The organism is Chloroflexota bacterium (genome assembly GCA_020850535.1).
Lineage (GTDB): Bacteria > Chloroflexota > UBA6077 > UBA6077 > JACCZL01 > JADZEM01.
On record JADZEM010000125.1, the window covers coordinates 29,259 to 50,986 of the forward strand.

18 protein-coding genes and 1 tRNA gene are annotated in these 21,728 nt (G+C 67.9%); 12 read left to right on the forward strand and 7 right to left on the reverse strand.

Going from position 1 to position 21,728, the window contains the following annotated elements; all coding sequences use genetic code 11:
• The first annotated feature begins 51 nt into the window (after nucleotides 1-51).
• The 6 genes from IT306_18515 to thpR all read left to right on the forward strand — a co-directional run bounded on the left by IT306_18515 (nucleotide 52) and on the right by thpR (nucleotide 6,167).
• Nucleotides 52-375 (forward strand): hypothetical protein, encoded by a 324-nt coding sequence (locus IT306_18515; protein ID MCC7370424.1) that lies wholly within the window; start codon nucleotides 52-54, stop codon nucleotides 373-375.
• A 186-nt stretch (nucleotides 376-561) separates the two neighbouring features.
• Complete coding sequence (locus IT306_18520) at nucleotides 562-2,361, forward strand: ABC transporter substrate-binding protein (protein ID MCC7370425.1); 1,800 nt, start codon at nucleotides 562-564, stop codon at nucleotides 2,359-2,361.
• A gap of 12 nt (nucleotides 2,362-2,373) precedes the next feature.
• A complete protein-coding gene (locus IT306_18525; protein MCC7370426.1) occupies nucleotides 2,374-3,309 on the forward strand; it encodes an ABC transporter permease in 936 nt (311 codons plus the stop codon).
• Entirely contained in the window at nucleotides 3,306-4,274 is a 969-nt protein-coding gene (locus IT306_18530; protein MCC7370427.1) for an ABC transporter permease, read from the forward strand. Before IT306_18525 ends, IT306_18530 begins: the two co-directional genes overlap by 4 nt.
• A gap of 531 nt (nucleotides 4,275-4,805) precedes the next feature.
• Nucleotides 4,806-5,552 (forward strand): aminoglycoside resistance protein, encoded by a 747-nt coding sequence (locus IT306_18535; GenBank protein MCC7370428.1) that lies wholly within the window; start codon nucleotides 4,806-4,808, stop codon nucleotides 5,550-5,552.
• Nucleotides 5,553-5,600: 48 nt separating this feature from the next.
• Nucleotides 5,601-6,167: an RNA 2',3'-cyclic phosphodiesterase gene (gene thpR / locus IT306_18540; GenBank protein MCC7370429.1), complete on the forward strand. Its 567-nt coding sequence runs from the start codon at nucleotides 5,601-5,603 to the stop codon at nucleotides 6,165-6,167.
• A 274-nt stretch (nucleotides 6,168-6,441) separates the two neighbouring features.
• Here the strand turns inward: thpR and IT306_18545 are convergent, their stop codons facing one another.
• Complete coding sequence (locus IT306_18545; GenBank protein MCC7370430.1) at nucleotides 6,442-7,527, reverse strand: lactonase family protein; 1,086 nt, start codon at nucleotides 7,525-7,527, stop codon at nucleotides 6,442-6,444.
• Nucleotides 7,528-7,719: 192 nt separating this feature from the next.
• On the opposite strand from IT306_18545, the gene IT306_18550 reads away from it, so the two are divergent.
• From IT306_18550 to IT306_18570, 5 genes are all read left to right on the forward strand, one after another.
• Nucleotides 7,720-8,697: a hypothetical protein gene (locus IT306_18550; GenBank protein MCC7370431.1), complete on the forward strand. Its 978-nt coding sequence runs from the start codon at nucleotides 7,720-7,722 to the stop codon at nucleotides 8,695-8,697.
• Nucleotides 8,698-8,821: 124 nt separating this feature from the next.
• The gene (locus IT306_18555) at nucleotides 8,822-10,039 is read left to right on the forward strand and encodes an NAD(P)/FAD-dependent oxidoreductase (GenBank protein ID MCC7370432.1); all 1,218 of its coding nucleotides are present in this window, start codon (nucleotides 8,822-8,824) and stop codon (nucleotides 10,037-10,039) included.
• 1,456 nt (nucleotides 10,040-11,495) lie between these two features.
• Complete coding sequence (locus IT306_18560; GenBank protein ID MCC7370433.1) at nucleotides 11,496-11,840, forward strand: cupredoxin family copper-binding protein; 345 nt, start codon at nucleotides 11,496-11,498, stop codon at nucleotides 11,838-11,840.
• A gap of 410 nt (nucleotides 11,841-12,250) precedes the next feature.
• Nucleotides 12,251-12,985 carry an anti-sigma factor gene (locus IT306_18565; GenBank protein MCC7370434.1) on the forward strand — a complete coding sequence of 245 codons (735 nt, stop codon included), beginning with the start codon at nucleotides 12,251-12,253 and terminating at the stop codon, nucleotides 12,983-12,985.
• Nucleotides 12,986-13,084: 99 nt separating this feature from the next.
• Nucleotides 13,085-13,618: a sigma-70 family RNA polymerase sigma factor gene (locus IT306_18570; protein MCC7370435.1), complete on the forward strand. Its 534-nt coding sequence runs from the start codon at nucleotides 13,085-13,087 to the stop codon at nucleotides 13,616-13,618.
• A 387-nt stretch (nucleotides 13,619-14,005) separates the two neighbouring features.
• On the opposite strand, the gene IT306_18575 is transcribed toward IT306_18570, so the two are convergent.
• The 4 genes from IT306_18575 to IT306_18590 form a co-directional block, all read right to left on the reverse strand.
• Nucleotides 14,006-14,467, reverse strand: a complete 462-nt coding sequence (locus tag IT306_18575; GenBank protein ID MCC7370436.1) for a hypothetical protein — start codon at nucleotides 14,465-14,467, stop codon at nucleotides 14,006-14,008.
• Between the two features lie 94 nt (nucleotides 14,468-14,561).
• Nucleotides 14,562-15,263, reverse strand: a complete 702-nt coding sequence (locus tag IT306_18580; protein ID MCC7370437.1) for an isoprenylcysteine carboxylmethyltransferase family protein — start codon at nucleotides 15,261-15,263, stop codon at nucleotides 14,562-14,564.
• 29 nt (nucleotides 15,264-15,292) lie between these two features.
• The gene (locus tag IT306_18585; protein ID MCC7370438.1) at nucleotides 15,293-16,123 is read right to left on the reverse strand and encodes a hypothetical protein; all 831 of its coding nucleotides are present in this window, start codon (nucleotides 16,121-16,123) and stop codon (nucleotides 15,293-15,295) included.
• Between the two features lie 127 nt (nucleotides 16,124-16,250).
• Nucleotides 16,251-17,504: a hypothetical protein gene (locus tag IT306_18590; protein MCC7370439.1), complete on the reverse strand. Its 1,254-nt coding sequence runs from the start codon at nucleotides 17,502-17,504 to the stop codon at nucleotides 16,251-16,253.
• A 305-nt stretch (nucleotides 17,505-17,809) separates the two neighbouring features.
• Between IT306_18590 and IT306_18595 the strand changes: the two genes are divergently transcribed.
• Nucleotides 17,810-17,881: transfer RNA gene (locus IT306_18595), tRNA-Lys, on the forward strand.
• Between the two features lie 102 nt (nucleotides 17,882-17,983).
• Here the strand turns inward: IT306_18595 and IT306_18600 are convergent.
• Entirely contained in the window at nucleotides 17,984-18,922 is a 939-nt protein-coding gene (locus tag IT306_18600) for a tyrosine-type recombinase/integrase (GenBank protein ID MCC7370440.1), read from the reverse strand.
• Between the two features lie 564 nt (nucleotides 18,923-19,486).
• The gene (locus tag IT306_18605; GenBank protein ID MCC7370441.1) at nucleotides 19,487-21,466 is read right to left on the reverse strand and encodes a replication-relaxation family protein; all 1,980 of its coding nucleotides are present in this window, start codon (nucleotides 21,464-21,466) and stop codon (nucleotides 19,487-19,489) included.
• Nucleotides 21,467-21,728: the final 262 nt, after the last annotated feature.

Below are 21,728 nucleotides of genomic sequence, written 5' to 3' on the forward strand. Positions count from 1 at the left end.
CTCGCGAACCGGCGTGCCCGGGTCGCGGGCCTGGGATGGGAGCAGGAGCTCGTGGAATCACCCCGTTTCGAACGAGTCTGTCGCACAGCGAACTCCGAAGCGTACCTGATCGTCGACGGCGAGGATGAGGAGGTCGTCGGGCGGGTCGATCTGCACTACACCAGCGGCCCGACCTACGGCGTCCTGATCGTCGAGCGAGACCTCTCCGAGTCCGACATCCTGGAGCTGCGAAGCGAGATCGACGACGAGCTGGTGCAGACTGCCGATATCTCCCGAGACGATTTCCTGCTTGCCGTGTACCAAGGCCAGCCTGTTCGCCCCGAGCCGTTCACCGACGAAGACACCGAGCTGCCCATGGGCGACGCCCTCCCCTGAGCGGCGGGCAGGACGATCCTAGCACACCCGCGCCTCCAGGGAAGGTACGTCAGCGGCTCGATTCCATCGAATTGAGCGGAGCGCGGTCGGGCCTGTGCTACGCTTTCCCCACCGAGAGCAGGGGCGTGTCTTCCTGGGCACGCCCGCTGCAATGGTCCTGGTCTTGAAACTCTGGTGGAGGACGGAATGCGCTCCACGATTGGCCGACGTCGTCTCCTGATGGTGCTGGCCGGCGCGTCGCTCGGGCTGGCCGCCTGCTCGTCATCTCAACCCGCTGCGCCCGCCAAGCCTGCCGAGCCAGCGGCCCCCGCCAAGCCCGCCGAGCAGAAGCCGGCCGCTGCCGCGCCTGCCGCCGCGTCGCCGGTCGCGGCGGGTGCCTCGCCTGGGGCGGCTGCGTCACCAGGGACCGGGCCGGCCGCCAGCGGCGGCGCCGCCCGGCCAGCCGGAACGGTTGCCGGCGGCACGTTCGTGATCGCCAGCATCGGGCCGCTGCCGCGCACCGTCCACCCGTACCCGAACAGCGCCGACTACAGCAGCGGCTGGGTGGAGGTCGCCAAGCTGATCTACGGCGGCGGCCTGCTCGACCAGGACGCCAACTCGCTGGAGTACGTACCCTACTCGGTGAAGGAGTGGAGCGTCTCGCCAGACGGCAAGACGTTCACCTTCAAGCTGCGCGACGATCTCAAGTGGAGCGACGGCAAGCCGATCATCGTTGACGATTACCTGTTCGCCTATCAGGAGGCCGTCAAGGAAGAGAACGATTTCGTCGGCCTGGAAGACCTGGAGCGCATCGAGTCGTTCACGTCGCCCGGGCCGGGCACGCTGGTCGTGACGCTCAAGGAGCTGTTGGCGAAGGACGTGGCTATCGGCGTGGCGACGGGCGTCTCGCCAGTGCCGAAGCACGTCTGGCAGGGCAAGTCCTGGACGGACGGCGTCGCCAACCCCGAGATCCTCAAGCCGACGGTCGTCTCGGGGGCGTACCTGCTCAAGGAGCTGAACACGGCCGAGGGCGCAACCTTCGAGCGCAACCCGAGCTGGTTCAAGGGGCAGGCCAACTTCGAGAAGATCGTGATCAAGCCGGGCCAGCAGCCGACGGTCGCCTACGAGCTGCTCAAGAGCAATCAGGCCCAATGGGCGCCGGCCATTCCGCCGTCCCAGTACACCGAGGCCAAGCAGAACCCCCAGCTCAACATGTACGAGTGGAGCCCGGCCAACGGCCTGTACCGCGTGCTCGAGTTCAACCTCAAGCACGAATTGCTCAAGGACAAGAAGGTCCGCGAGGCCCTGGCGCGTACCATCAGCCGCGAAGACCTGATCCAGGTGGCCGAGAACGGCCTGGGTCAGCCGCAGTACAGCTTCCTCAACCCGGCGAACACCAAGTGGTACAACCCGAACGTCGAGAAGTACGAGTTCGACCTGAGCAAGTCGAAGTCGCTGCTCCAGGAGGCTGGCTTCAAGCTGAACGGCAGCGCGCTGGCCGGCCCGAACGGACAACCGGTCCGACTCGGCGTGCTCTATCCCGTCAGCAGCACGCCGCGCGGGAAGATCGCGGCCTACCTTCAGCAGCAGTGGAAGCAGCTCGGCATCGAGGTCGAGGTGAAGGGGTTGGACGCTAACGCCTACTTCGAAGAGGCCAAGAAGAAGAACTTCGACGTGTCGCTCGGGTCGTGGGGCGGCGGGAGCATCGACCCCGACCTCTCGTCCAAGGGCCAGATCCTGAGCACGGGCCAGCAGAACGTGACCAGCTTCGCGAGTGAGAAGGTCGATCAGCTGGTCAAGGCGGCGTCGGTCGAGCTTGACGATGCGAAGCGCAAGCAGATGTACTTCGATCTCCAGAAGCTGGTCGTGGACGAGCTGCCGTCGATGTATCTCTACTCGGCCACGTCGTTCAGCCCGATGACCAAGAAGGTGCTGGGCGTCCAGCCGACGAAGTTCGACAGCCTGGACGTCAACGACGGGCTGACGCGCTGGGCGTACGCGCAGTAGCGGAGGGCGGCGGTGGGCAGGTTCGTGGCGCGGCGGCTGGTCCAGTCGGTCATCCTGGTGTTCGCCGTCATGACGCTGTCGTTCTTCCTGATTCGCCTGACGCCGGGCGGTCCTGACGCGGCGCTCATGCAGAATCCTCGCCTCTCGCCAGAGACGATTCAACGGATGCGGGAGCGGTTCGGCCTCAACGATCCGCTCCCAATCCAGTATCTGAAGTGGCTGCGGAGCGTCGTCGAGCTTGACTTCGGCCGCTCGTATGCCTATCAGGTGCCCGTGATTACGATCATCGCGGAGCGGGCCTGGCCCACGTTTCAGCTCAGTGCCCTCAGCTACGCCTTCGGTCTGCTGGGAGTGCCGCTCGGCGTGTACGCGGCCAGCAAGCGCGGCCGGCTTCCCGACACCGTCGTGCGAGTGATGACCGTGGTGGGCACCTCGGTGCCCACATGGTGGCTGGCGCTCAGCCTGATCGTCTTCATGAGTGGCGCGATCAACTGGTTTCCGAACGGCCAGGGAGATGGAACGCTCGGTAGCTGGCTGAAACATGTGACGATGCCGGCAATCCTCCTGGGGCTCGGCGGCCTGATCACGTTTACGCGCTTCGTGCGCTCGGAAGTTCTCGAAGTCCTCGGGCAAGACTACGTGCGGACGGCGCGCGCCAAGGGACTCCCCGAACCTGATGTTCAGCGCTGGCACATCATGCGAAACGCGCTGATCCCCGTGGTGACATTGCTTGGATCGCTGCTGCCGGCCTTGATTTCTGGATCGGTCATCACCGAGACGATCTTCAACTGGCCGGGCATGGGGCGGTTGTTCATCGAGGCAGCGTCCACCCGTGACTACCCCTTGCTGCTCGGTATGCTGCTGATCGGCACGGTCCTGACGATCATCGGCACGCTGCTGGCGGACATCGGCTACGGGCTGGTCGATCCGCGCGTGCGCTACACATGAGCGCGCCGCCGAAGTCCGGTCGCGTGGCGGCGGCCCGCACGGCGCCGGGCAGCGTCACGGCGTCCCGCGCCGACGCCCCGCTCACCAGCAGGCCGTCCTGCGGCTTCCTGAGCAGCTCGTTGCGGAAGTTCCGCGAGGACCGCTTGAGCATGGTCTGCCTGGCGCTCTTTACAGTCATCGTGGCGATCACCATCTGCGCGCCGCTGATCGCCACATACGTGCTGGGGACCACGCCCGATCAGTTCATGCGGACGCCTGAGGGCCGCATCGCGACGCTCAGGCCGCCCGGACCGGGTTACCCGCTCGGCACCGACGAGCTTGGCCGCGACAACCTGACCCGCCTGATCTACGCCGGTCGGGTCTCGCTGACGGTCGGCTTCCTGGTGGCGCTGGTCTCGCTGGCCATCGGCACGCCGCTGGGGCTGGTGGCTGGCTACTACGGTGGCAAGATGGACGACGTCGTCAACGCGCTCGTGCAGTTGGTCATCAACATCCCGTCGCTCTTCATCCTGATCATCCTGTCGGTGATCTTCACGCCGGGCGTGATCGGGCTGGCGATCATCTTCGGGCTGTTCTACTGGCCAGCCACCACGCGGCAGGTGCGCGGGACGGTCCTCTCGCTGCGAAATCGAGATTATGTCGACGCGGCCCGCGTGATGGGCGCCAGCGACGCCCGGATCCTGGCGCGGCACATCCTGCCGAACGTGATCTCGGTGGTGACAGTGGTGGCCGGCTTCGACGTGGCCTCCGCGATCCTCGGCGAGTCGGCGCTGAGCTTCCTGGGCTTCGGGGTGCCGGTCCCGCTCTCAAGCTGGGGCAACATGCTGAGCGGCTCGCAGGACACCTTCCGCAGCGCGCCGTGGCTGGTCTACCCGCCGGGTCTGATGATCCTGTTGACGGTGCTGTGCGTGTTCCTGATCGCGGACGGCCTGCGCGACGCGTTCGACCCGAGGCTGCGGTCATAGCTGGCAGTCGGCAGTAGGCGGCAGGCAGTGGACCAGGCTCGACGTTCCGAACCGTTCGTGTCGAACGTCGTCAACGGCCTGGGCGAGCGCGGCGCGGCGTGGCTCGACGCGCTGCCGACGGTGCTGGCGTCGCTGGCCGAGCGCTGGGGCCTCACGCTCGGGGAGCCGTTCGACCTGTCGTTCAACTACGTCTGCCGGGCGACCGTTGATCCGCGAGGGCGGCGGTCCGCCGCCAGTCGCCGCGTTGACCCCGAATCACCTGCCATCCCGAGCGGAACAAGCCTGCGAGTGGAGTCGAGGGATCTTCCTTTGCACGACCAGGAAGATCCCTCCACTTCGCTCGTACCTCGCCGCGGTCGGGATGACGGCGGGGAGCTTGGACCTCGTGTCGCTTGCCCTGAGCGTGCCGAATGGGGTCGGGATGACGAACGAGCGTCACGCGCACCTCGGTCTTTTGCTGACCCAGCCCCCCGGCCGGCTGCGCGGCGCAACAATCAGCGTCGCCGACATCATCTCCGACGCGGAGAGGGGGTGGCGTTCGACGAGGGTGAGGCGGTGCTCAAGGTCGGGCCGTGGGGCGCGGAGAACGTCCAGGAGATCCGCGCGCTGCGCCTGTACGCGGGGCGGGGGGCCTGCCGCCTGCTGGAAGCGGACGAAGACGTCGGAGCAGCACTGCTGGAGCGGGTACGGCCGGGCCGGCGGCTGCGAGACGTGGTGACCGACGACGACGCAGCGACGCGCATCGCGGCCGGGTTGATGCAGCGGCTCTGGATACCAGCCGGCGAGATCGCCGACACGAGGGGGCTGCGCCCACTGGCGTCCTGGTTCACGCGGGCGTTCGCGCGGCACCGGGCCGAGTACGGCGGCGCCGGGCCATTTGCCCCAGGCCTGTTCGAGGCGGCTGAGCGCATCGCTGGCGAGCTGCTCGCGTCCGCGCCGTGCGAGGTGCTCCTCCACGCCGACCTGCACCACGAGAACATCCTGACCGGTGAGCGCGAGCCGTGGCTGGCCATCGACCCGAAAGGCATGCTCGGGGATCCGGGCTACGAGGTTGGACCGTTCCTGCTGAATCCCGACCCGCAGGCCAGCCCGCCAAAGGACGGCCCGCGGCTCCATCGCCGCCTGGACCTCTTCGCCGAGGCGCTCGCCTACGACCGCGAGCGGCTGCGCCTCTGGGGCGTCGTGCACGCGGTGCTGTCGGCTTGCTGGAGCGCAGAAGATGGCGGCTCGGGCTGGCAGAACGCCATCACGGCAGCCGAGCGCCTGCTCGAACGGTGACGGACAGACTCCGATCTACCCTCGAGCGCGTGCTACGCTTCTCGGGCTATGCCTGAGCGAACTGCGCGCCTCTTCGTCGGGATCGACCTGGACGCGGTCTGGATGGCCGGCCTGACCAGCGCCGCCGACATGCTGCGCGAGCCGGTCGGCGACCGTGCGCGGTTCGTCAGGCCGGAGCTGTATCACGTGACCGTGGTCTTCCTGGGCGACCAGAGTGAGTCTGACCAGGAAGCGGCCGGGCAGGCGCTCCGCGAGACCGTGGCCCAGTCCGCCCCCTTTGAGCTTCACATGGCTGGCATCCAGCATCTCGGCGGCCACGAGCACGGCGCGCTGGTGGCCGCCCTCCAGGATCCATCAGGCGACCTGCAGCGGCTCCGTCAGCGCCTGGACGAGGCCCTGCGCCGGCGGCGCGTCCGCTTTGACGCCAAGCTGCTGACGCCGCACATCACGCTGGCGAGGCCGAAGCGGCGGTCAGGCCCGCTGCCGATTGCCCCGATGGACCTCTCGGACGCGCCGCCGCTTCGGGTGAACGCCGTCAGTCTCTTGCGCAGCTTCCTCCAGCCGACCGGGCCGCGCTATCAGTCGCTGATGAAGCTGCGACTGACGGGCGGATAGCCGCTGCCCCAACTGCAAGACGGCCCTCACCCCCCGACCCCCTCCGCTAAGCCCCGACGACGCTGCACGACCCGCGCAACGTGCAATCGCCCTGGAAGCGTCGGGAGTCGCCTCGACAGTCGGCGTGCGGACGCTCCAGATGGCGTGGAGGGATCCTCGGGGGCGTGTGAGGAAGATCCCTCCGCTCCGCTCGTGCCTCGCCGCGGTCGGGATGACGAGTGGGAGAGTGACGCAGGCTCGCTACGGTCCGGATGACGAGTACGCGTGTCCCCCGTCAGCCGACGCTCGGGGCGAAGATCGTGCAGACGGCGTTGGTGAACGTCAGTTGCGGTCCGGTCGGCGTCAGCGCGCCGGTGTCCTGGTCGATGCTGAACACGACCGCGTTGTCGCTGTCCTGGTGCACGCAGACCAGGAACCGGCCACCCGGCTCGATGTTGAAGTTGCGGGCGACCTGCCCGAGCGTCGGGGCGTGGCCGGCCAGCGTCATCCGGCCCGTCGCCTGATCGATGGCGAAGATCACGATATCGTCTGACATGGTGCCGGAGCCGCGATTCGACCCGTAGACCCACTTCCCGCTCGGATGAACGATCACCTGGGCCGTCCACTTCCGGCCGGTCCAGCCGGGCGGCAGGGTCGACTCGGTGTGCAGCTCCTCGAACACGCCGCGCTCGGCGTCCCAGGCGAGGGCCGTCATCTCGGCGCTCAGCTCGTTGATGACGTAGGCGAACCGGTTGCTCGGGTGGAAGGCGATGTGGCGCGGACCCCGCCCCCGTGCGAACTGGATGTACGGTGGATCGTTCGGCGTCAGCGTGCCGTTCGCGGTATCCAGGCTGTAGACGTAGGTGCGGTCGAGGCCGAGATCGTTCACCACGACCCACTTGCCGGACAGGTCGAACGGGCACTGGTGCGCCTTCGCCTGGGTCTGGTCTGGATGGGGACCGGGCACCTCGCCCTCGTGCTTGCGGACGTCGGTCGGCGCACCCAGGCTGCCGTCCTCGTCGATCGAGACGACACAGACCGCACCGCCCGAGTAGCTGGCCCCGACGACGTACTTCCCGCTCGGATCGACGCTGATGTGCGACACGCTGCTGGTGCCCGTCGGCGAGCTGTTCAGTGGCGTCAGTTGCCCTGAGGCAGCATCAACGGCGAACGCCGCGATAGCGTCGCCGTCGACGGCGGCGTACAGGAACCGCTCGTCAGGGCTGAGCGCGAGCCACCCGCGACCCGGGATGTCGTTGCCACCGATGTCGGTCAGGACGCCAGTCTCGGTGTCGAGGGTGGCGATGAAGATGCCCCGGCCCCGGCTGCTGCTGCCGAAGTAGGTGACCAGGGGCCGAGCATCAGGCTGTGCGGCTGTCATGGCTGCTCCTTGGCGAGTGGCTGGCGGCCCGAGCAGGCGGAGAACGCCAGCGCCAGCCCGTCACGGAACGATATACCGGGCGGCGCCGCGCGGCAATCGCCTATCATCCGAGCCTGTCTCATCCGAGCCTGTCGTGCACGGTGCAATCTGGCGTCTGCGCGGCGACCGTTCTGGAGAGGGAGGGAAGATCCCATGGCGGTACTGACCGCGATCAAGAAGCGAGCGCTTCGGTACGCTCGCGCAGCCGGAGTGCCGGGCACGCTGACACCGGAAGCGATCTTCCAGGACGGCAATGAGAAGGAACGGACGGCCTTCTTCAACGCGGCCATCGCGAAGAATCGGGCCGGCTACGATGCGCGCGTCCGCCTGAAGGATGAGCTGGCCGGCGTAGCAGCGGCCCATCCGGACGTGGCCCAGGGCGGGCTGCACCTGCCGGAGATCCCCTACGAGAAGGGGATCATGGCCGCCCGGCCGGAGGGCTTCGCGCTGCTCGACGAGGCCATCGCCGAGGCCCGGCAGGCGTTCGCCGCCTACACCCCGGGCACGGCCCACTCGAAGCGTGAGAAGGACAGCCTGGAGGGCGTCGCGCGGCCGGACCGCTCATACGAGTCCGCGATCAACCGGCTGGCGATGCATCCCGAAGTGCTGCGGGTCATCTCCAACTACATGGGGATGCTGCCGCTGCTCTACCGGATCAACATCCTCTACTCGCCCAACAACCAGACCATTGAGGCGTCGTCCCAGTTCTACCACCTCGACCCCGAAGACGTGATCATGGCGAAGATCTTCATCTTCGTGGAGGACGTAGACGAGGACACCGGGCCGACCACCGCCCTGCCGGCCGACCGCTCGGGGCTGGTCCGCGGCGCCATCACCTACCGTAAGGGGCGCGTGCCCGACGACGTCGTCGAGCGGTACGGCGGAAAGGAACACATCGTGCAGTGTACCGGTGAGGCCGGCACGATGGCGTTCCTCGACACCTGCCGGTGCTTCCATATGGGAAGCCGCGAGGCCGGCAAGCCGCGCTTCGCCATCATGATCCAGTACCAGTCGCCGTACGCCGCGAGCTTCCCGCTCGAGGGACCACTCGGGACTATGCCGATTGGCGGCAGGGCGATCCCGCCTGAGCCGTCAGAGCTTCAGGAGTACTTGCTCGGGCTGAAGCGCTAGCGCGGGGCCCGGATCGGGGTGTACGGCCCGCTATAATGCTGACGGAGGGGCCACCGTAGGCAGCCAGAATTGGCGACGGTGGTCCCGTCCCATGTGTGCCGCTCAGCGGTTCCGGAGGGGGCAAGTGGCGGAGAGACCGAAGCGGTTCGTCATCGTCGGCAACGGCGTGGCGGGCACGACCTGCGCCGAGACCCTACGCAAGAACGACGCAGACTGCGAGATCATCCTGCTCGGCGATGAGCGGTGGCCGCTGTACAACCGCGTGGCGCTGCCACCCTACATCAAGGGAAAAGCCACCCGGCAAAAGGTCTTTCTGCGGACCGTCGAGCAGCACGTGCAGCGCGGGATCGACCTGCGCCTTGAGACTCGCGTCGCCAAGGTCAACGCCGACGAGCAGACGGTCCTCCTCACGGATGGCAAGGAGCTCCCGTACGATGCGCTCCTGGTGGCGACCGGTGGGCGGCCGAACCACCTGCGGGCGCCCGGCGCTGAGGGCGCAAAAAACGTCTTCAACTTCCAGTACTTCGACGACGCCGAGGCGATCCTCGACGCGATGAGTCGCTCGAAGTCGGCGGCCGTCACGGGCGGCAGCTACATCGCCTACGAGCTGGCTGAGGGGTTCCGCGAGGCCGGCCTGGAGGTCTTCTGGCTGCACCGTGGGCCGCACTTCCTGCGTCGCATCCTCGATCCTGAGGGCGGCGCGCTGGTGGACGACATCGCGAAGGATCACGGCGTCACGATGGTCTACAACTCGACCATCGAATCGTGCGAGCGCGACAACGGCCTGGTGAAGGCCATCACCGACTCGAATGGGCAGCGGTTCGGCGTGGACATGATCGGGGCAGGCCTCGGCGTGCGCCTGAACGTCGAGCTGTTCAATGACCTGCCGGCCGGGATTCGCAGCGGCGTCGTCACCAACGAGTATTTGGAGACCGGCGTCCCGAACGTCTACGCGGCCGGGGACATCGCCGAATTCTTCGACGTGACCATCGACCAGCACAACATCCTGGGGACCTGGGGCAACTCCATCGGGCATGGCAAGGCGGCGGCCCTGAACATGCTGGGGCAACGGACCGTCTACGAAGACATCCCGATGTACTCCAGCACGCTGTTCAACTCGTACATCCGCGTCATCGGACTGACGCCCGACAGCGGGGCGAACCTCGAATCGTTCGAGCACCTGAACGCCCAGAGTCGCAGCTACCAGCGTCTCTTCTTCCTGGAAGGGCGGTGCGTGGGCGCGGTGCTGATCGGCGACATGCGGTTCCGCCAGCGGATTTTCGCGGCGATCAGGAGCCGCGAGGTCATCGCTCCGGACGACCGACGACAGCTGCTGGCGTAGCTGGAGCCGTCCAGACCAGGAGGACGGCGAATCCTCAGATTCGTGTGATCCGACCTCGATCCGCTGGCGTACCCCTCTCATCGAGCCTGTCGCATTGGGCGGCAGGTCAGGAGACAGGGGGTTTCCAACGATGCACCACACACCACGCCTTCGGGTCACCGGTCTGTTCCGCGCGTGGAGTCTCGACCGCCGCGCCATGCTGCGGCTGGCCGCCGCTGGCGCGCTCGCCGTATCCGTCTCGTCGGCCTCATGGGGCTGGGCGCTCGCCAACCCGGCCGCCCCGACGACCACCTCCAACGTCGTCCGCTTCGCCGGGTCGGGCGCACACGGCGTCCATGCGCCTGCCGCGTTCTACGGCATGACCGACGCTCCGGCCGCTGGCCTGCGCGTCACCCTGAACAACCTGTTTGCCGAGCATGTGTACCTCGCGGCACGGGCCACCAGCGGGGCCATCGGCAACCGCCCGGCCGAGTTCGAGGCGGCCGCGGCAGCACTCGACGCCAACTCGGTCGACATCTCGAAGGCCATCGGACTGGCGTATGGCCCGGACGCTGAGGCCGCCTTCCTGCCGCTCTGGCGAGCGCACATCGGCATGGTGGTCGAGTACACCCAGGGCAAGGCCACGAAGGACGAGGCGAAGCAGCAGAAGGCCGTCAACGACCTCGTCCAGTACACCCAGGATTTCGGCGCGTTCCTGAGCAGCGCCAACGAGAACCTGCCGAAGGACACCGTGGCGATGCTCGTCAAGGATCACGTCCTGACCCTGAAGGACGTCATCGACGCGCAGGCCGAGGGCAACCAGGACAAGGTCTACGAGACGCTGCGCACGGCGATGGCGCACATGCAGATGGTGGCCGACCCGGTCGCGGACGCCACGGCGAAGAAGTTCCCTGACAAGTTCGGGGGTCAGGCCATCACGCCGGCCTCGAGCCTGCGGGTGACCCTCAACTACCTGCTGGCCGAGCACGTGTTCCTGGCGGCAAGCGCCACCGGCGGCGCACTCGGAAACCGCGAGGCCCAGTTCAAGGCAGCGGCGGCCCAACTGGACGCCAACTCCGTCGATCTCTCGAAGGCGATTGGCTCGGCGTACGGCCCGGAGGCCGAGGCCGCGTTCCTGCCCCTGTGGCGCTCGCACATCGGCATGGTGGTCGACTACACCGTGGGCAAGGCCACGAAGGACGACGCGAAGCAGACGAAGGCCGTCAACGACCTCGTGGGCTACACGGCCGACTTCGGGGCGTTCCTGAGCAGCGCCAACGAAAACCTGCCGAAGGATGCTGTGGCCGGGCTGGTCAAGGATCATGTGCTGACGCTCAAGGACGTCATCGACGCCCAGGCGGCCGGCGACGCGAAGGCGCAGTTCACGGCGATTCGGATGGCCGGCCATCACATGAGCATGATCGCCGACCCACTGGCTGAGGCCACGGCAGTCAAATTCCCCGACACGTTCAACAGCATGGCCTCCGAGCCGATGCCGGCGAACTCCGGCCATATGATGCCGGCCGGCCAGTCGATGACGACCGCGCCGATGGGCGCGTCCATGCAGCAGCCGGGGCAGGCGGCGGACATCAAGCAGTTCGCCTTCGCGCCGAAGCAGCTGGAGGTGCCGGTCGGGACGACCGTCACCTGGACGAACCAGGATGCCATCCAGCACAGCGTCACGGCGTCGGACGGTTCGTTTGACTCGGGCCTGTTCACCCAGGGTGGCACGTACGCCCACACCTTCGACGCGCCGGGCGCCTACACCTACGTCTGCTCGCGGCACGGCTCGATGATGGGTACAGTGGTCGTGACAGGCTGATGCGGATCGTCGGGGGTACATCGCGCTGACAGGCCTGCCTCGCTCGGGGGAGCGAGGCAGGTCGGCCGCTCGCGCCCGAACCCCCCGGACGTGAGCGGCAGCACGGACTCCGGCGCTCATCGCCCCGCGATGCCAGATCCCCAGGGTGTTCCCTCCCTCGCCCTGGCCCGCGCGGGTCGGCAGCGGTGTGATGAGCGCAGGGAGTCCGTGTTGCCATCTCGGGGGCGGTGCGCAGGGCGATTGCATGTTCGCTGGTGTTCCCGAAGCGCGACGAGGCGCGCAGTCGGGGCTTGAAAGCCCCGACGCGGCGGCACAACGACATCAACATGCAATCGCCCTGGGGCGGTGCGGATGTCCGAAGCGAGCGTCCGCGACGATGGTGTAGCATCAGGTGGGGCGGGAGCGGGATCGTGGAGCGCAGCACCGACACGCGAATCTACGGACAGCCGGCGGCGGATCACACATCGGACGCCGAGAGTCTGGCTGGCCTGTATGCGTTCGGGGCGCTGGACGGGGCCGATCTCGCGCGCTTTGAACGGCACCTGGACGGCTGCGGGCGCTGCGCCGAGGTCGTCGACGGCGATCTGGAGATCGTCTCTGCCCTCAGCCTGACCGCGCCCGCGGTCGAGGCGTCGGACGGATTCAAGGAGCGGCTGCTGGCCCGCGCGGCTGAGGAGCTGGCCGCCGAAGCGCACGACGATGCGGTCGCACGCGTGCCCTTTCGGGGCCGCCGCGCCGAGACCGCGCGTCTGGCGTGGCTGCTGCCACTCGCAGCCATCCTGCTGGCATTGCTGGCTGGAGCGGCGGTGCTGAGTCGGCAGATCGCGGCAGTGCAGCCGGTCGCCACCGTTGCGCTGGAGAACCACGCAACTGGCGGCCAGGCGAACGTGCTGGTGCGGCCAGATGGCGAGGGCGTCATTCAGCTGGCCGGCTTCGAGAACCTGAGCGACGGGCGGGTCTATCAGGCCTGGGTGATTCGGCCGAACGCGCAGCCGGTGGCGGTCGGGTCCAGCAGCAGCGGCAACGGGGCGCTGGTGCTCGGGCGCGAGGTGCGCGGCACGCGCGTGGCCGTGACGCTCGAACCGGGGCCGGGTGCGACGGTCCCCTCGGTGCGACCGTTCGTCATCGGGGACGTGCCGCTGTGATCGAGCCGTGTGAGCAGACGGCGCGCACGACTCACCGGACAGGGTCAGGATGCCACGCCGCCGGCACGGATGCCGGATCGCCAGAGGATCGGAACGCCGGTGACGACCATTCCCGCAACTGAGCAGCCAGGGACGGAGCTCGGGACGCTGGAGGCGGTGTACGAGGAGTACCATCGCCAGGCGCTCGGCATCGCCGTGCGCGTGCTCGGCAATGTAGCCGAGGCCGAAGAGGTCGTGCAGGAGGCGTTCCTGGCCGTCTGGCGGATGCGTCACACTTTCGACGCGACGCGCGGCTCAGCGAAAACCTGGGTGCTGACCCTGGTGAGGAACCGCGCCATCGACGTGGTCCGGGCGCGGCAGCGGCGGCCGGTCCAGCCACTCGACGAGCGCGTGGATCCACCCGACTCGACGGACGTGCCGCTGCAGGCCGCGTTGAACGTCGATGCCGAGCGCGTGGCGGAAGCGTTGCACCGGCTGCCGCCCGAGCAGCGCGTGGTGATCGAGCTGGCCTACAGCTCGGGCCTGAGCCACACCGAGATCGCCGCGAAGCTGAGCCTGCCGATGGGGACCGTCAAGGGCCGGATCAGGCTGGGGCTGGACCGGCTGCGGATGGCGCTCGGGGTTCCTCGGTAGCGCCTGCGCCCCTCACCCGCGCCCGGTCATCGTCCGTCAGGTTGGAGGCCATCACCCCCAGCCCAGTCAGGCCACCGGGCCTGTGCGCGGGAGAGGGGGAGTCCATCTGAGGCCTGTGTATCTCCCCTCTCCGCATCGGAGAGAGGCCGGGGTGAGGGCCTCCAGCGTGTCGGACGAAATACGCGGCTATTTCGTCAGTCTTCAAGAAGCCCCGACACGGCCGCTGGTGCCGTTCATCATACAATCGCCCTGCGCGTCCTTCTGATGAAGAAACGGGAGACGGGCCCCGCGCTACGTCTCCCGTGCGTCACCAGGAGCGTGTTGTGGACGGAGCTGCCTGCGGCGAGAGCGCAGTCGGCTCCGACGCAGGGCGTACGGTTGTGCTTCTCAGAAGATCCGGAAGACGACCAGCAGCGACACGCCCAGGTAGGTCAGGCCGGAGACGGCGGCGACGCTGGTGTTGTGGTCGCGCCGCAGCTCTTCGAGCAGGCGGGCGGGCGTCAGGCCGAACAGCAGCCAGTTGACGGCGTACAGCAGCACGAACGAGACGATCTGCCCGTAGATGACCCAGGCCAACATGAACGTGACGCGCTCGGCCAGCGTCGGATCCCACACGGGCGTGATGCTCTGCCGATTCGCCACGCCGACCAGCGCGCACACAGCCGCGAACAACGCTCCGGTCAGCACGCCGTAGCTGGCGCTGTCCTGCTCGACGACTTGCCGCCGGATGCTCGGCCAGCTCTCTTTCAGGATCAGCATCGACGACACAACCGAGAGTATCAGCGAGACGGCCGCTCCGAAGAGCACCATGCCGGTCGTGTAGAGCAGGTCGTTGATCCAGACGTCCATGCGATGTGTGCTCCCCTGGTGCGTACGGTAGGCCTCGGTTGGGCCGGTCGGAGGGTGTCAGCGAGATGATAGGAACGGCGGGGTCGTGCCAGCGTCAGGGCCAGGGCAGTCCGGGGATCAGCGCCGAGGTGCGCGCGCGGTACGCATCGTACTCGGGAAACGCCGCTGACAGCAGCGACTCCTCGTAGCGCAGCCGGACGATCTGCGCCGTGACAAACAGCAGGTTCAGCGCCACGACAGTGGGTGAGAATCGGAGCCAGATCTCGCCAAGCGTGATCAGGACGCCGCCGAGGTAGATCGGGTGGCGCACGTAGCGGTAGGGGCCGGTCGTCACGAGCTGGCGCGCCTGCGGCAGGAGGCTGAAACTCCGTCCGAGGTGGATGACGCTCCAGAACGCTAACGCCGTGCCGGCGAGGCTGAGTCCGAGCGCCGGGGCCAGCGCATCCGGCTGGGTGACCGGCTGTCCCACGCTCAGCCCGAGCGCGTCGATGGCGAGCGCCGTGGCAAGCACCGCCCGCCAATCGTGGCGGCTGGCGAGCGGCGGCGGCTTGCGCCAGTAGGTCGCAAGCTGGAGGCCGATGTACGCCGCCGCGACGACGGCCAGCGCCGTTTCGAGGTCGATGCGCGGCTCGCGCCAGACCGGCCAGTCAGCGCGCACCTGCCAGACGAGCAGCCCGGCGAAGTAGACGATGGGACCGGCCGCGACGACGCCCCGCGCAAGCGCCCTGCGCCAGCCTTGGCGTGGGCGGGCTGGCGTGGCGACGGGCGGCGTCGCCATCGCCGACGGCCCCTGCACCTCACCGACTCCAGCGTTCGGGCGCGGCGTCAGATGTGGTGAACCGTGAGGTCGCTGAGCTTGATCGGCTCGATCTCGAGCAGGAAGACGTACGCGCCGACCTCGACCATTCGCACGAGCCACCCGCTGGGGTCGAGGCGCACCGTCATGTCGGAGTAGTTGACGCCGTTCGGGTTGGCGGCGCTGACCGGCAGATACCCCTTGCCCGGCTCCGATTCGAGCAGTGCGAGGCGGCCCTCGTAGCGGGCGGCGATGATGGCGCCGTCCTCGTAGGGCGGCAGGTGGATCGGCAGCTCGCCGGCCCCGCTCTCCTTGTACCGGATCCGCTCCTGCCGCAGCTGCTCGATGATCTGCCCGGCCCGGAAGTCGCCGACCGGATCGTCGGGCATCAGCGCGCGCCCGAGGTACGCGACGGCGGCGGTCGGCGAGTCTCCCTCGATGACGATGGTGTTGGCGCTCGAGCCGCCGCCTTCGACGGTGCAGTAGCGGAACTGGAAGTTGCCGGCCACGTCGACCGTCTGGACTTCGCCCACCTGGACGATGAGCCCTTCGATGTCGAAGCCGCGCGCGCCCCAGAACGAGGGATCGCTGGTGGCGATGGTGAACGCCTCGCCCGAACGGATGACGCCGGTGACCCGCTCGATCTCGCGGGCCTCGTTCGTCTGGTCGGGGTCCATGCTCCAGCGGGCCTGGGGGCGCGGTCCACGCCCACCGGCCTCGTCGTTCTTGCCGCTGTTCATGTTCAATTTGATCACCCGTCGGATACGGCTTGGAAGCTCCGACTGGCTGGTCGCCAGGTAGATGACGATGCCAATGATGGCGACGAGGACGACCAGGAAGACGAGGGTTCCGGCGTTCATCCGCCTCCTCCGAGTGCGCCAGATTGATGCGTGGGCCAGCGGGGCGTGCCGACGAGCGTCACCAAGGACGCGGTCGGCCGCCAACGCTGTAGGTGCGTGAGGTGGAGCCCGAGCGTAGTGTTGTCCATCAGCGCCTGCCGCCGCCGCTCGAGCCGCTGGACCGGCTGGGCGACGAGCCGGACGAGGATGGGCGCGTCGAGCCCTGGGATGGGACGCTTGGTCTGGTGGTAGTCTGGCTGCCGCTGCTGCTCGAACCGGTGCCGGTCGAGGTGCGCGGCTGCGTTGAGGTATTCGCGCCGCTGCTGCCGGGTGCTGTCGACGGCTGGCCCTGCGATGGTGCGACGGCGTCCGATGGCCGCGAACTGGAGCTGCTGCCGCTGCTGGTGTTCGGGCCGGCTCCGGTCACGCCGGTCGAACCACTGGGACGGGTCGAGCCCTGGCCGGGTGTGGTCGGCTTTTGCTGGGTGACGGTCTGGCCGCTGCGGCTCGAAGACGGCGGATCCGAGACACGGTAACTTGAGGATGGAGCGTTGCTCGGACTGCTGATGATGACCGGCGGGGACGAGTAGCCCCACATCGGCGGGTTGCGCCAGAGCAGGTACATCAGCAGCGCGTCGCTGGCGTCGAAGCCGCTGCCCTGGTGAGAGACGACACGCTCGCCGCGTTCGTTGATGTAGCCGGCCGTTTCGCCAGAATTCAGCTCGTTGGCGTTCAGCGGGCGCGGCTTCTGCATCCCCTGGGCGAGCAGCATGACGCTCTGCGGGAAGAGCTGCCCGCCCTGAACGTCGAAGGTGATGTTCTCTTCGGCCTGGAACGTGCTGCCGGCCGGCGGCGTCACCGACAGCGAGTACGATCCGCGCGGCACGTTCTCGAAGCGATAGTTGTAGGCGGCCTCGCCGGCGGCGTCGGCCGGTACTTCCGTCGACGTGGTCGTCAGGGTCTGGCCGTTCCCGCGCAGGGTCAGCGTGGCGCTGGCCAGAGTCACGAGCGTGCGGTCGGCGTTGAGGCCCTTGACCTGCCCCGCGACCGACCCGGTCGCCGTGGGGCGTCCGCAGACTGCCCCGATGAAGACGATGCCGATCAGCATCGCGCCGAGCGTGTAGATCAGGTTGACGGGCAACCCCAGAAAGCGGGGCCCGCCGGTGAAGAAGGACCCCGGTCCGCGACGCTGGCGACCCTGGTTCTCGTTGCCGAACGGGTAGCCGCCAAACGGTGCATCATGCTGGCCGGGCCGTCCTGACCACCCTTGCTGTGAGGTGTGACCAGCCCTCTCGTCGTCGGTCGGCTGAAACCCGCCGCGTGACGCGCCCTGCGCTCCGCCCGGCCCGGATCGCGACGGGCGACGTGCGCCGCTCGGGTACTCGTCGGAGTCTCGGTTCATGGTGGCTTGATGATCGCCTTCTGGCCGCCTGCGCGGGTCAGACTCGGCTGAGTGTGACGGACGGCCGTAGTATCGAGGGCGTGCGCCACAGGGCGTCGAGCGCCCGCTCAGCCCCTGGCGATGGCGCTTGCCCCTCGGCTCTCAGTATGCCATCCGTGTCGGTGCGCTCCACAGGAATACTGACATTCCGGTCACGTTTTCATGCACTACTCATGTTCGGAACGATCTGCCGTGGAGCGCGAGGGGGTGTTCTGTCGAGCAGCGTCCGGCAATCCTGACGGTCCTGCTACAATCCGGCAGGATCAGGGGGCGTAGCTCAACGGCAGAGCAGGGGCCTTTTAAGCCCAAGGTTCAGGGTTCGAATCCCTGCGCCCTCACCCACCAGATAGGAACTGGCTCAATCCCTTGGCTTCGAAAAGTACCTTTGCTCAGACGAAGCAAGAACTTTTCGGAGGGTGGGGCAAAGGTTTTTCTCTCCCTCAGATCGGCGAGAAATTCGGCATCTGCCGCGCCGCCTCGGTCTGGCGGGCCCGCCCGAGGTAGCGGCGGGTCATGACGTTCGTCGAGTGCCCGAGCATCTCCTGCACCAGCGCCGCTGGCGCGCCCTTGACAAGAGCCGTCTGGGCGAACCCGTGGCGGAAGAGATGCCAGTGCAGGCGAGCGATCCCACTCCGCGCCCGCAGCCGCCGCATGATCGACTGGCCGCCCCAGTAGTGGAGCGGCCTGCCGTCGGCCTGGAGCCAGAACTGGTCGGACAGGCCGATGCCGGGCCGCAGCCGCAGATACTCCTTCACGTACTTGAGAGCCGCCGGGGACAGGCGCGCCATACGCTCCTTGTTCCCCTTGCCACGGATGAACCGCAGCTCGCCGCTGACGCGATCGAGGCCGTCGAAGGGCAGCTCCAACACCTCGCGGAAGCGCAGGCCCGTGGCGATGTACGTCCCGACCAGCGCCCGATCGCGGATGTCCTCATATGTCGGCCGATCGTAGCTGGCGAGCACCTGCTCGATCTCCCGCTCGGTCAAGATCTCGGCCGGCTTCTCCGGCGGGGTGATGCGTGGCACTTTCATGAGGAGATCACGGGTTGTCAGCTCCAGGTGCTTGTAGATGTACTTGGAGCTGAAGACCTTGAGCGACCCGAGGCGGCTGGCGATGCCGTCCTCGGACCGGCCGATGGTTCGCTGCTCGTTCACCCAGGCGTTGACCAGGCCCGGCGTGACCGAACCCAGCACCTGCTCCTCGCCCTGCCGGTCGAGAAAGCGGATGAAGGCGAGTAGCGAGGCGTTGTACTTGATCACGGTGTCGGGTGAGGTCGGCTGAGCCCGGCCTCGCAGGTAGTCCACGTAGTCGCGGCGCAGCCGATCGAGCGACTCCTCAGCGTACTCGTGTTCAACCCAGACGGTTGGCGGATGGCGCATCTCCTCCTGCTTTCGAGTCTGGACCGCCCGGTCCGCCCTCATTTCACCACATTCCGCCGGAGGTGTCGAACGCCTCCCTTCGCTGCTCGCAGTCGCCGGTGAGCGAGCGGCGGCCGTCGAGACGGACCGCCGTTCATTGGTGACGCGGCCTTCCTGTCCGTGAGCGGTGTGCCGGTTGCCTGACCGCTCGACTGGACCTGGTGCGACACTGTCGTGGAGCAGGTCGAGATCGTGGTCGGCGCCGTTGGAGTAGGTGAATCGGGACGACATCGATCCCAACCTCCCGGGGTTTGGGCGCCGCTCGACCGCACGGTGGCGACGGCCGCCTGGAATGTCTGCCGACCGGCGTGCCGTACTGGCCTGAGCGTTACGTCCTGTGTCTCACGGTACCGATGGACGATTTCACCAGAGTTACTTGCGAGCTACTTCCCGGCTACCGGCCGATGCATCAGGCGACCGAGGGGCCAATTCCTGCGGACATGACTGGATTGCGGAGCGATCCGCCACTCCTGGTGAGCCAGCATGAGTTCGCGAGCGGTCCTGACCGTCTGGCGGTGGACGACTTCAACGATCGACCTCGGACCGACGCTCGCCGCCCGTCTGTGCGGGGGTGTTCTCGATCCAACGGCGCCGCCGGTCGAACGGCGCGTCGGGCTCGCGCCAGATCGGGCCGAGCAGACCGTCAGGGTTGTTGGGATCGTCGAAGATGCGCCAGGTCGCCGTGAGGAGCAGCGGTAACCGCGTGTACCGTCCGACCGAGGCCGCTCGCGCTGCCCTGGCGAAGCGCCGCTCGGCGGCGTTACTCGTCGTGACGACCAGCACGATCGGGAAGTACGGATAGTCGCGTCTGAAGCGCCCGGTCTCCAGGTACTCGTAGTAGGCGTTGAGCTTCCGCACGAGGCGACGACCGCCGGACGTGCCGCGGTCGTACTCCAGGAAGAAGTGACACAGCTGGCCTCCGCGTCGATAGACTCCGTGCCCATCGGGGCGTACGCGTCCGCGACCGCAGGCGCCCGGGCCGTCCCACAGGACAAGGTCGTCGCCACCCTGTGTGATGCCGCGAGCGGCAGAGCTCTGCAGATGGGTGAAGACGGCGTTCGCCCCGAGCGTGTGGGTCAGGTTCTTGACCAGGCTCTGGCGGTCCCCGATCGGCTCGGCGGGTCCGCCGCCGGCGAGCCCCTCCACCTCGACCGCGACGCTGAGCGGGAAGCCGAGGCGGGATGCTGCGAGCCGCAGGCCATCAACCGTCAGCTCCGCCAGTTCGAGGGTCACGCCACGACTGGTGTTGGCGGGGAGCAGGCGCGCCAGTCCCCGACGAATCAGGTCATCACGCCGCTGACGCGTGCGGCTCGTCGACCAGCCGAGCGTGGTTGCGACGCCGTGGAGTGGCAGGAACGGATGGCGACTCACCACATCGAGCATCTTCGCATCAGACGGCATGAGATCGAGCGCCAGACGCCCGAGTCGAGCCGCCAGCGTTCGAGGTCGGGCCACGTTCGTGGCCAGGTCCCCGACCGGCCGTGGGATTGCGGCGTCGGGGCTGCGGACCACCAGGCGAGGCGTCTGGGGCAGCTCCGCAGAGTCGACGGATGAGGCAGGCTTGAGCTTCTCGACGTCGAACAGCTTCTCCAGGTCGGGGTCGAGCGTCGTCCACCGCGCGATCCAGGCTCTGAGCGGCGCATCTCGCCGGCTCCTGGCGATGTCCTCGAGAAGCGCCTCCCAGGCTCCTGCCCGCCGGCTGTCGGTGGCGATGACGAGCCGCGAGGCGTCGCCGACGGCCCGTCGAAGCGCATGGAGCTGATGCAGCATCGGCCGATAGATCCGCAGGTGGGACGTGCCGAGATCGGGGATGAGCAGGTAGCTTGCACCCTGGTCATCCCACGCAAGCGAGGCGTGCGCCGGCAGCTCCAGCCTGGACGGTGCCTTCGCGGTGGGGCGTTGAAAGCAGCGACGGCACGGTTGCTCCCAGCTGAGCAGGCGTGGCCATCCAGGTCCGGCCCTCGCGAGCGCGCCGAGCAGGTGATAGCTCGCCAGGAGCGTCGGCAGGCCCGGTAACCGACCCAGTAGGTCGGATCCACGGGCCCGAAATCGCCGGGCAATCTCGACCGGATCGCGCCGGTCGCCGACCGCGACGGTGGCCAACCCGAGGTCGGTGATGTAGAGGAGGGCCGGGCTGTATCGCGGCTGGATCAACGGACGAACCTCGCCGACCAGCCCGGCAGCACGCAGCCGAGCGAGCCGACGGTAGACGGCTGCTCCACCACAAAGTCCGCCCAGCTGCTCGAGCAGCGTGACGGTGGCGAATGGCACGCGGATCAGGGTCGTCAGGGTGTCGCGCTCGGCCTGGGTGAGCCCGGCTGCGGCCCGCTCCGCGTCACGCCAGACAGGTCGCCGCGCGACGCTGATTGCACGCGGCGCTGTGCCATGACTCAGGCAGCGCTTTTCGGCCGTGGCGGCGGTGGCCCGCAAGACGGCCGGCGCGACGGTGTGCGTCGTGCTCGTCTCGTCGAGATCCCCCGCTCGCCGCGGCTGGCCACCATCCATGCCGTCAACCTAGCAATCACCAGGTACTTCTCGGTTACATGGGAGGTACGCCAGGGTTACATGACAGGAAATCAGGCGTGACCGGCGAGGTAGCCGGTCTCTTGCGGGCTCTCTGAACTGTCTCATGCACCGGAAGTGTCCGTGGCCAAGTTAAAGTCCCCAGTGGTGGCCACGAAAAGTCCCCGCCTCGCGATTGAATGAGCCGGCCGGAGGGCCCCGCCGGTAAGCGATGGTGAACGTGCGAAGGACACCACGCTGACCG

Excerpts from the sequence above, each read along its gene's own strand:
- thpR (MCC7370429.1), top strand. The coding sequence starts at position 5,601 with ATGCCTGAGCGAACTGCGCGCCTCTTCGTCGGGATCGACCTGGACGCG.
- IT306_18530 (MCC7370427.1), top strand. The coding sequence starts at position 3,306 with ATGAGCGCGCCGCCGAAGTCCGGTCGCGTGGCGGCGGCCCGCACGGCG.
- IT306_18575 (MCC7370436.1), bottom strand. The coding sequence starts at position 14,467 with ATGGACGTCTGGATCAACGACCTGCTCTACACGACCGGCATGGTGCTC.
- IT306_18550 (MCC7370431.1), top strand. The coding sequence starts at position 7,720 with ATGGCGGTACTGACCGCGATCAAGAAGCGAGCGCTTCGGTACGCTCGC.
- IT306_18585 (MCC7370438.1), bottom strand. The coding sequence starts at position 16,123 with ATGAACGCCGGAACCCTCGTCTTCCTGGTCGTCCTCGTCGCCATCATT.
- IT306_18600 (MCC7370440.1), bottom strand. The coding sequence starts at position 18,922 with ATGCGCCATCCGCCAACCGTCTGGGTTGAACACGAGTACGCTGAGGAG.
- IT306_18545 (MCC7370430.1), bottom strand. The coding sequence starts at position 7,527 with ATGACAGCCGCACAGCCTGATGCTCGGCCCCTGGTCACCTACTTCGGC.
- IT306_18560 (MCC7370433.1), top strand. The coding sequence starts at position 11,496 with ATGGCCTCCGAGCCGATGCCGGCGAACTCCGGCCATATGATGCCGGCC.
- IT306_18605 (MCC7370441.1), bottom strand. The coding sequence starts at position 21,466 with ATGGATGGTGGCCAGCCGCGGCGAGCGGGGGATCTCGACGAGACGAGC.
- IT306_18520 (MCC7370425.1), top strand. The coding sequence starts at position 562 with ATGCGCTCCACGATTGGCCGACGTCGTCTCCTGATGGTGCTGGCCGGC.
- IT306_18590 (MCC7370439.1), bottom strand. The coding sequence starts at position 17,504 with ATGAACCGAGACTCCGACGAGTACCCGAGCGGCGCACGTCGCCCGTCG.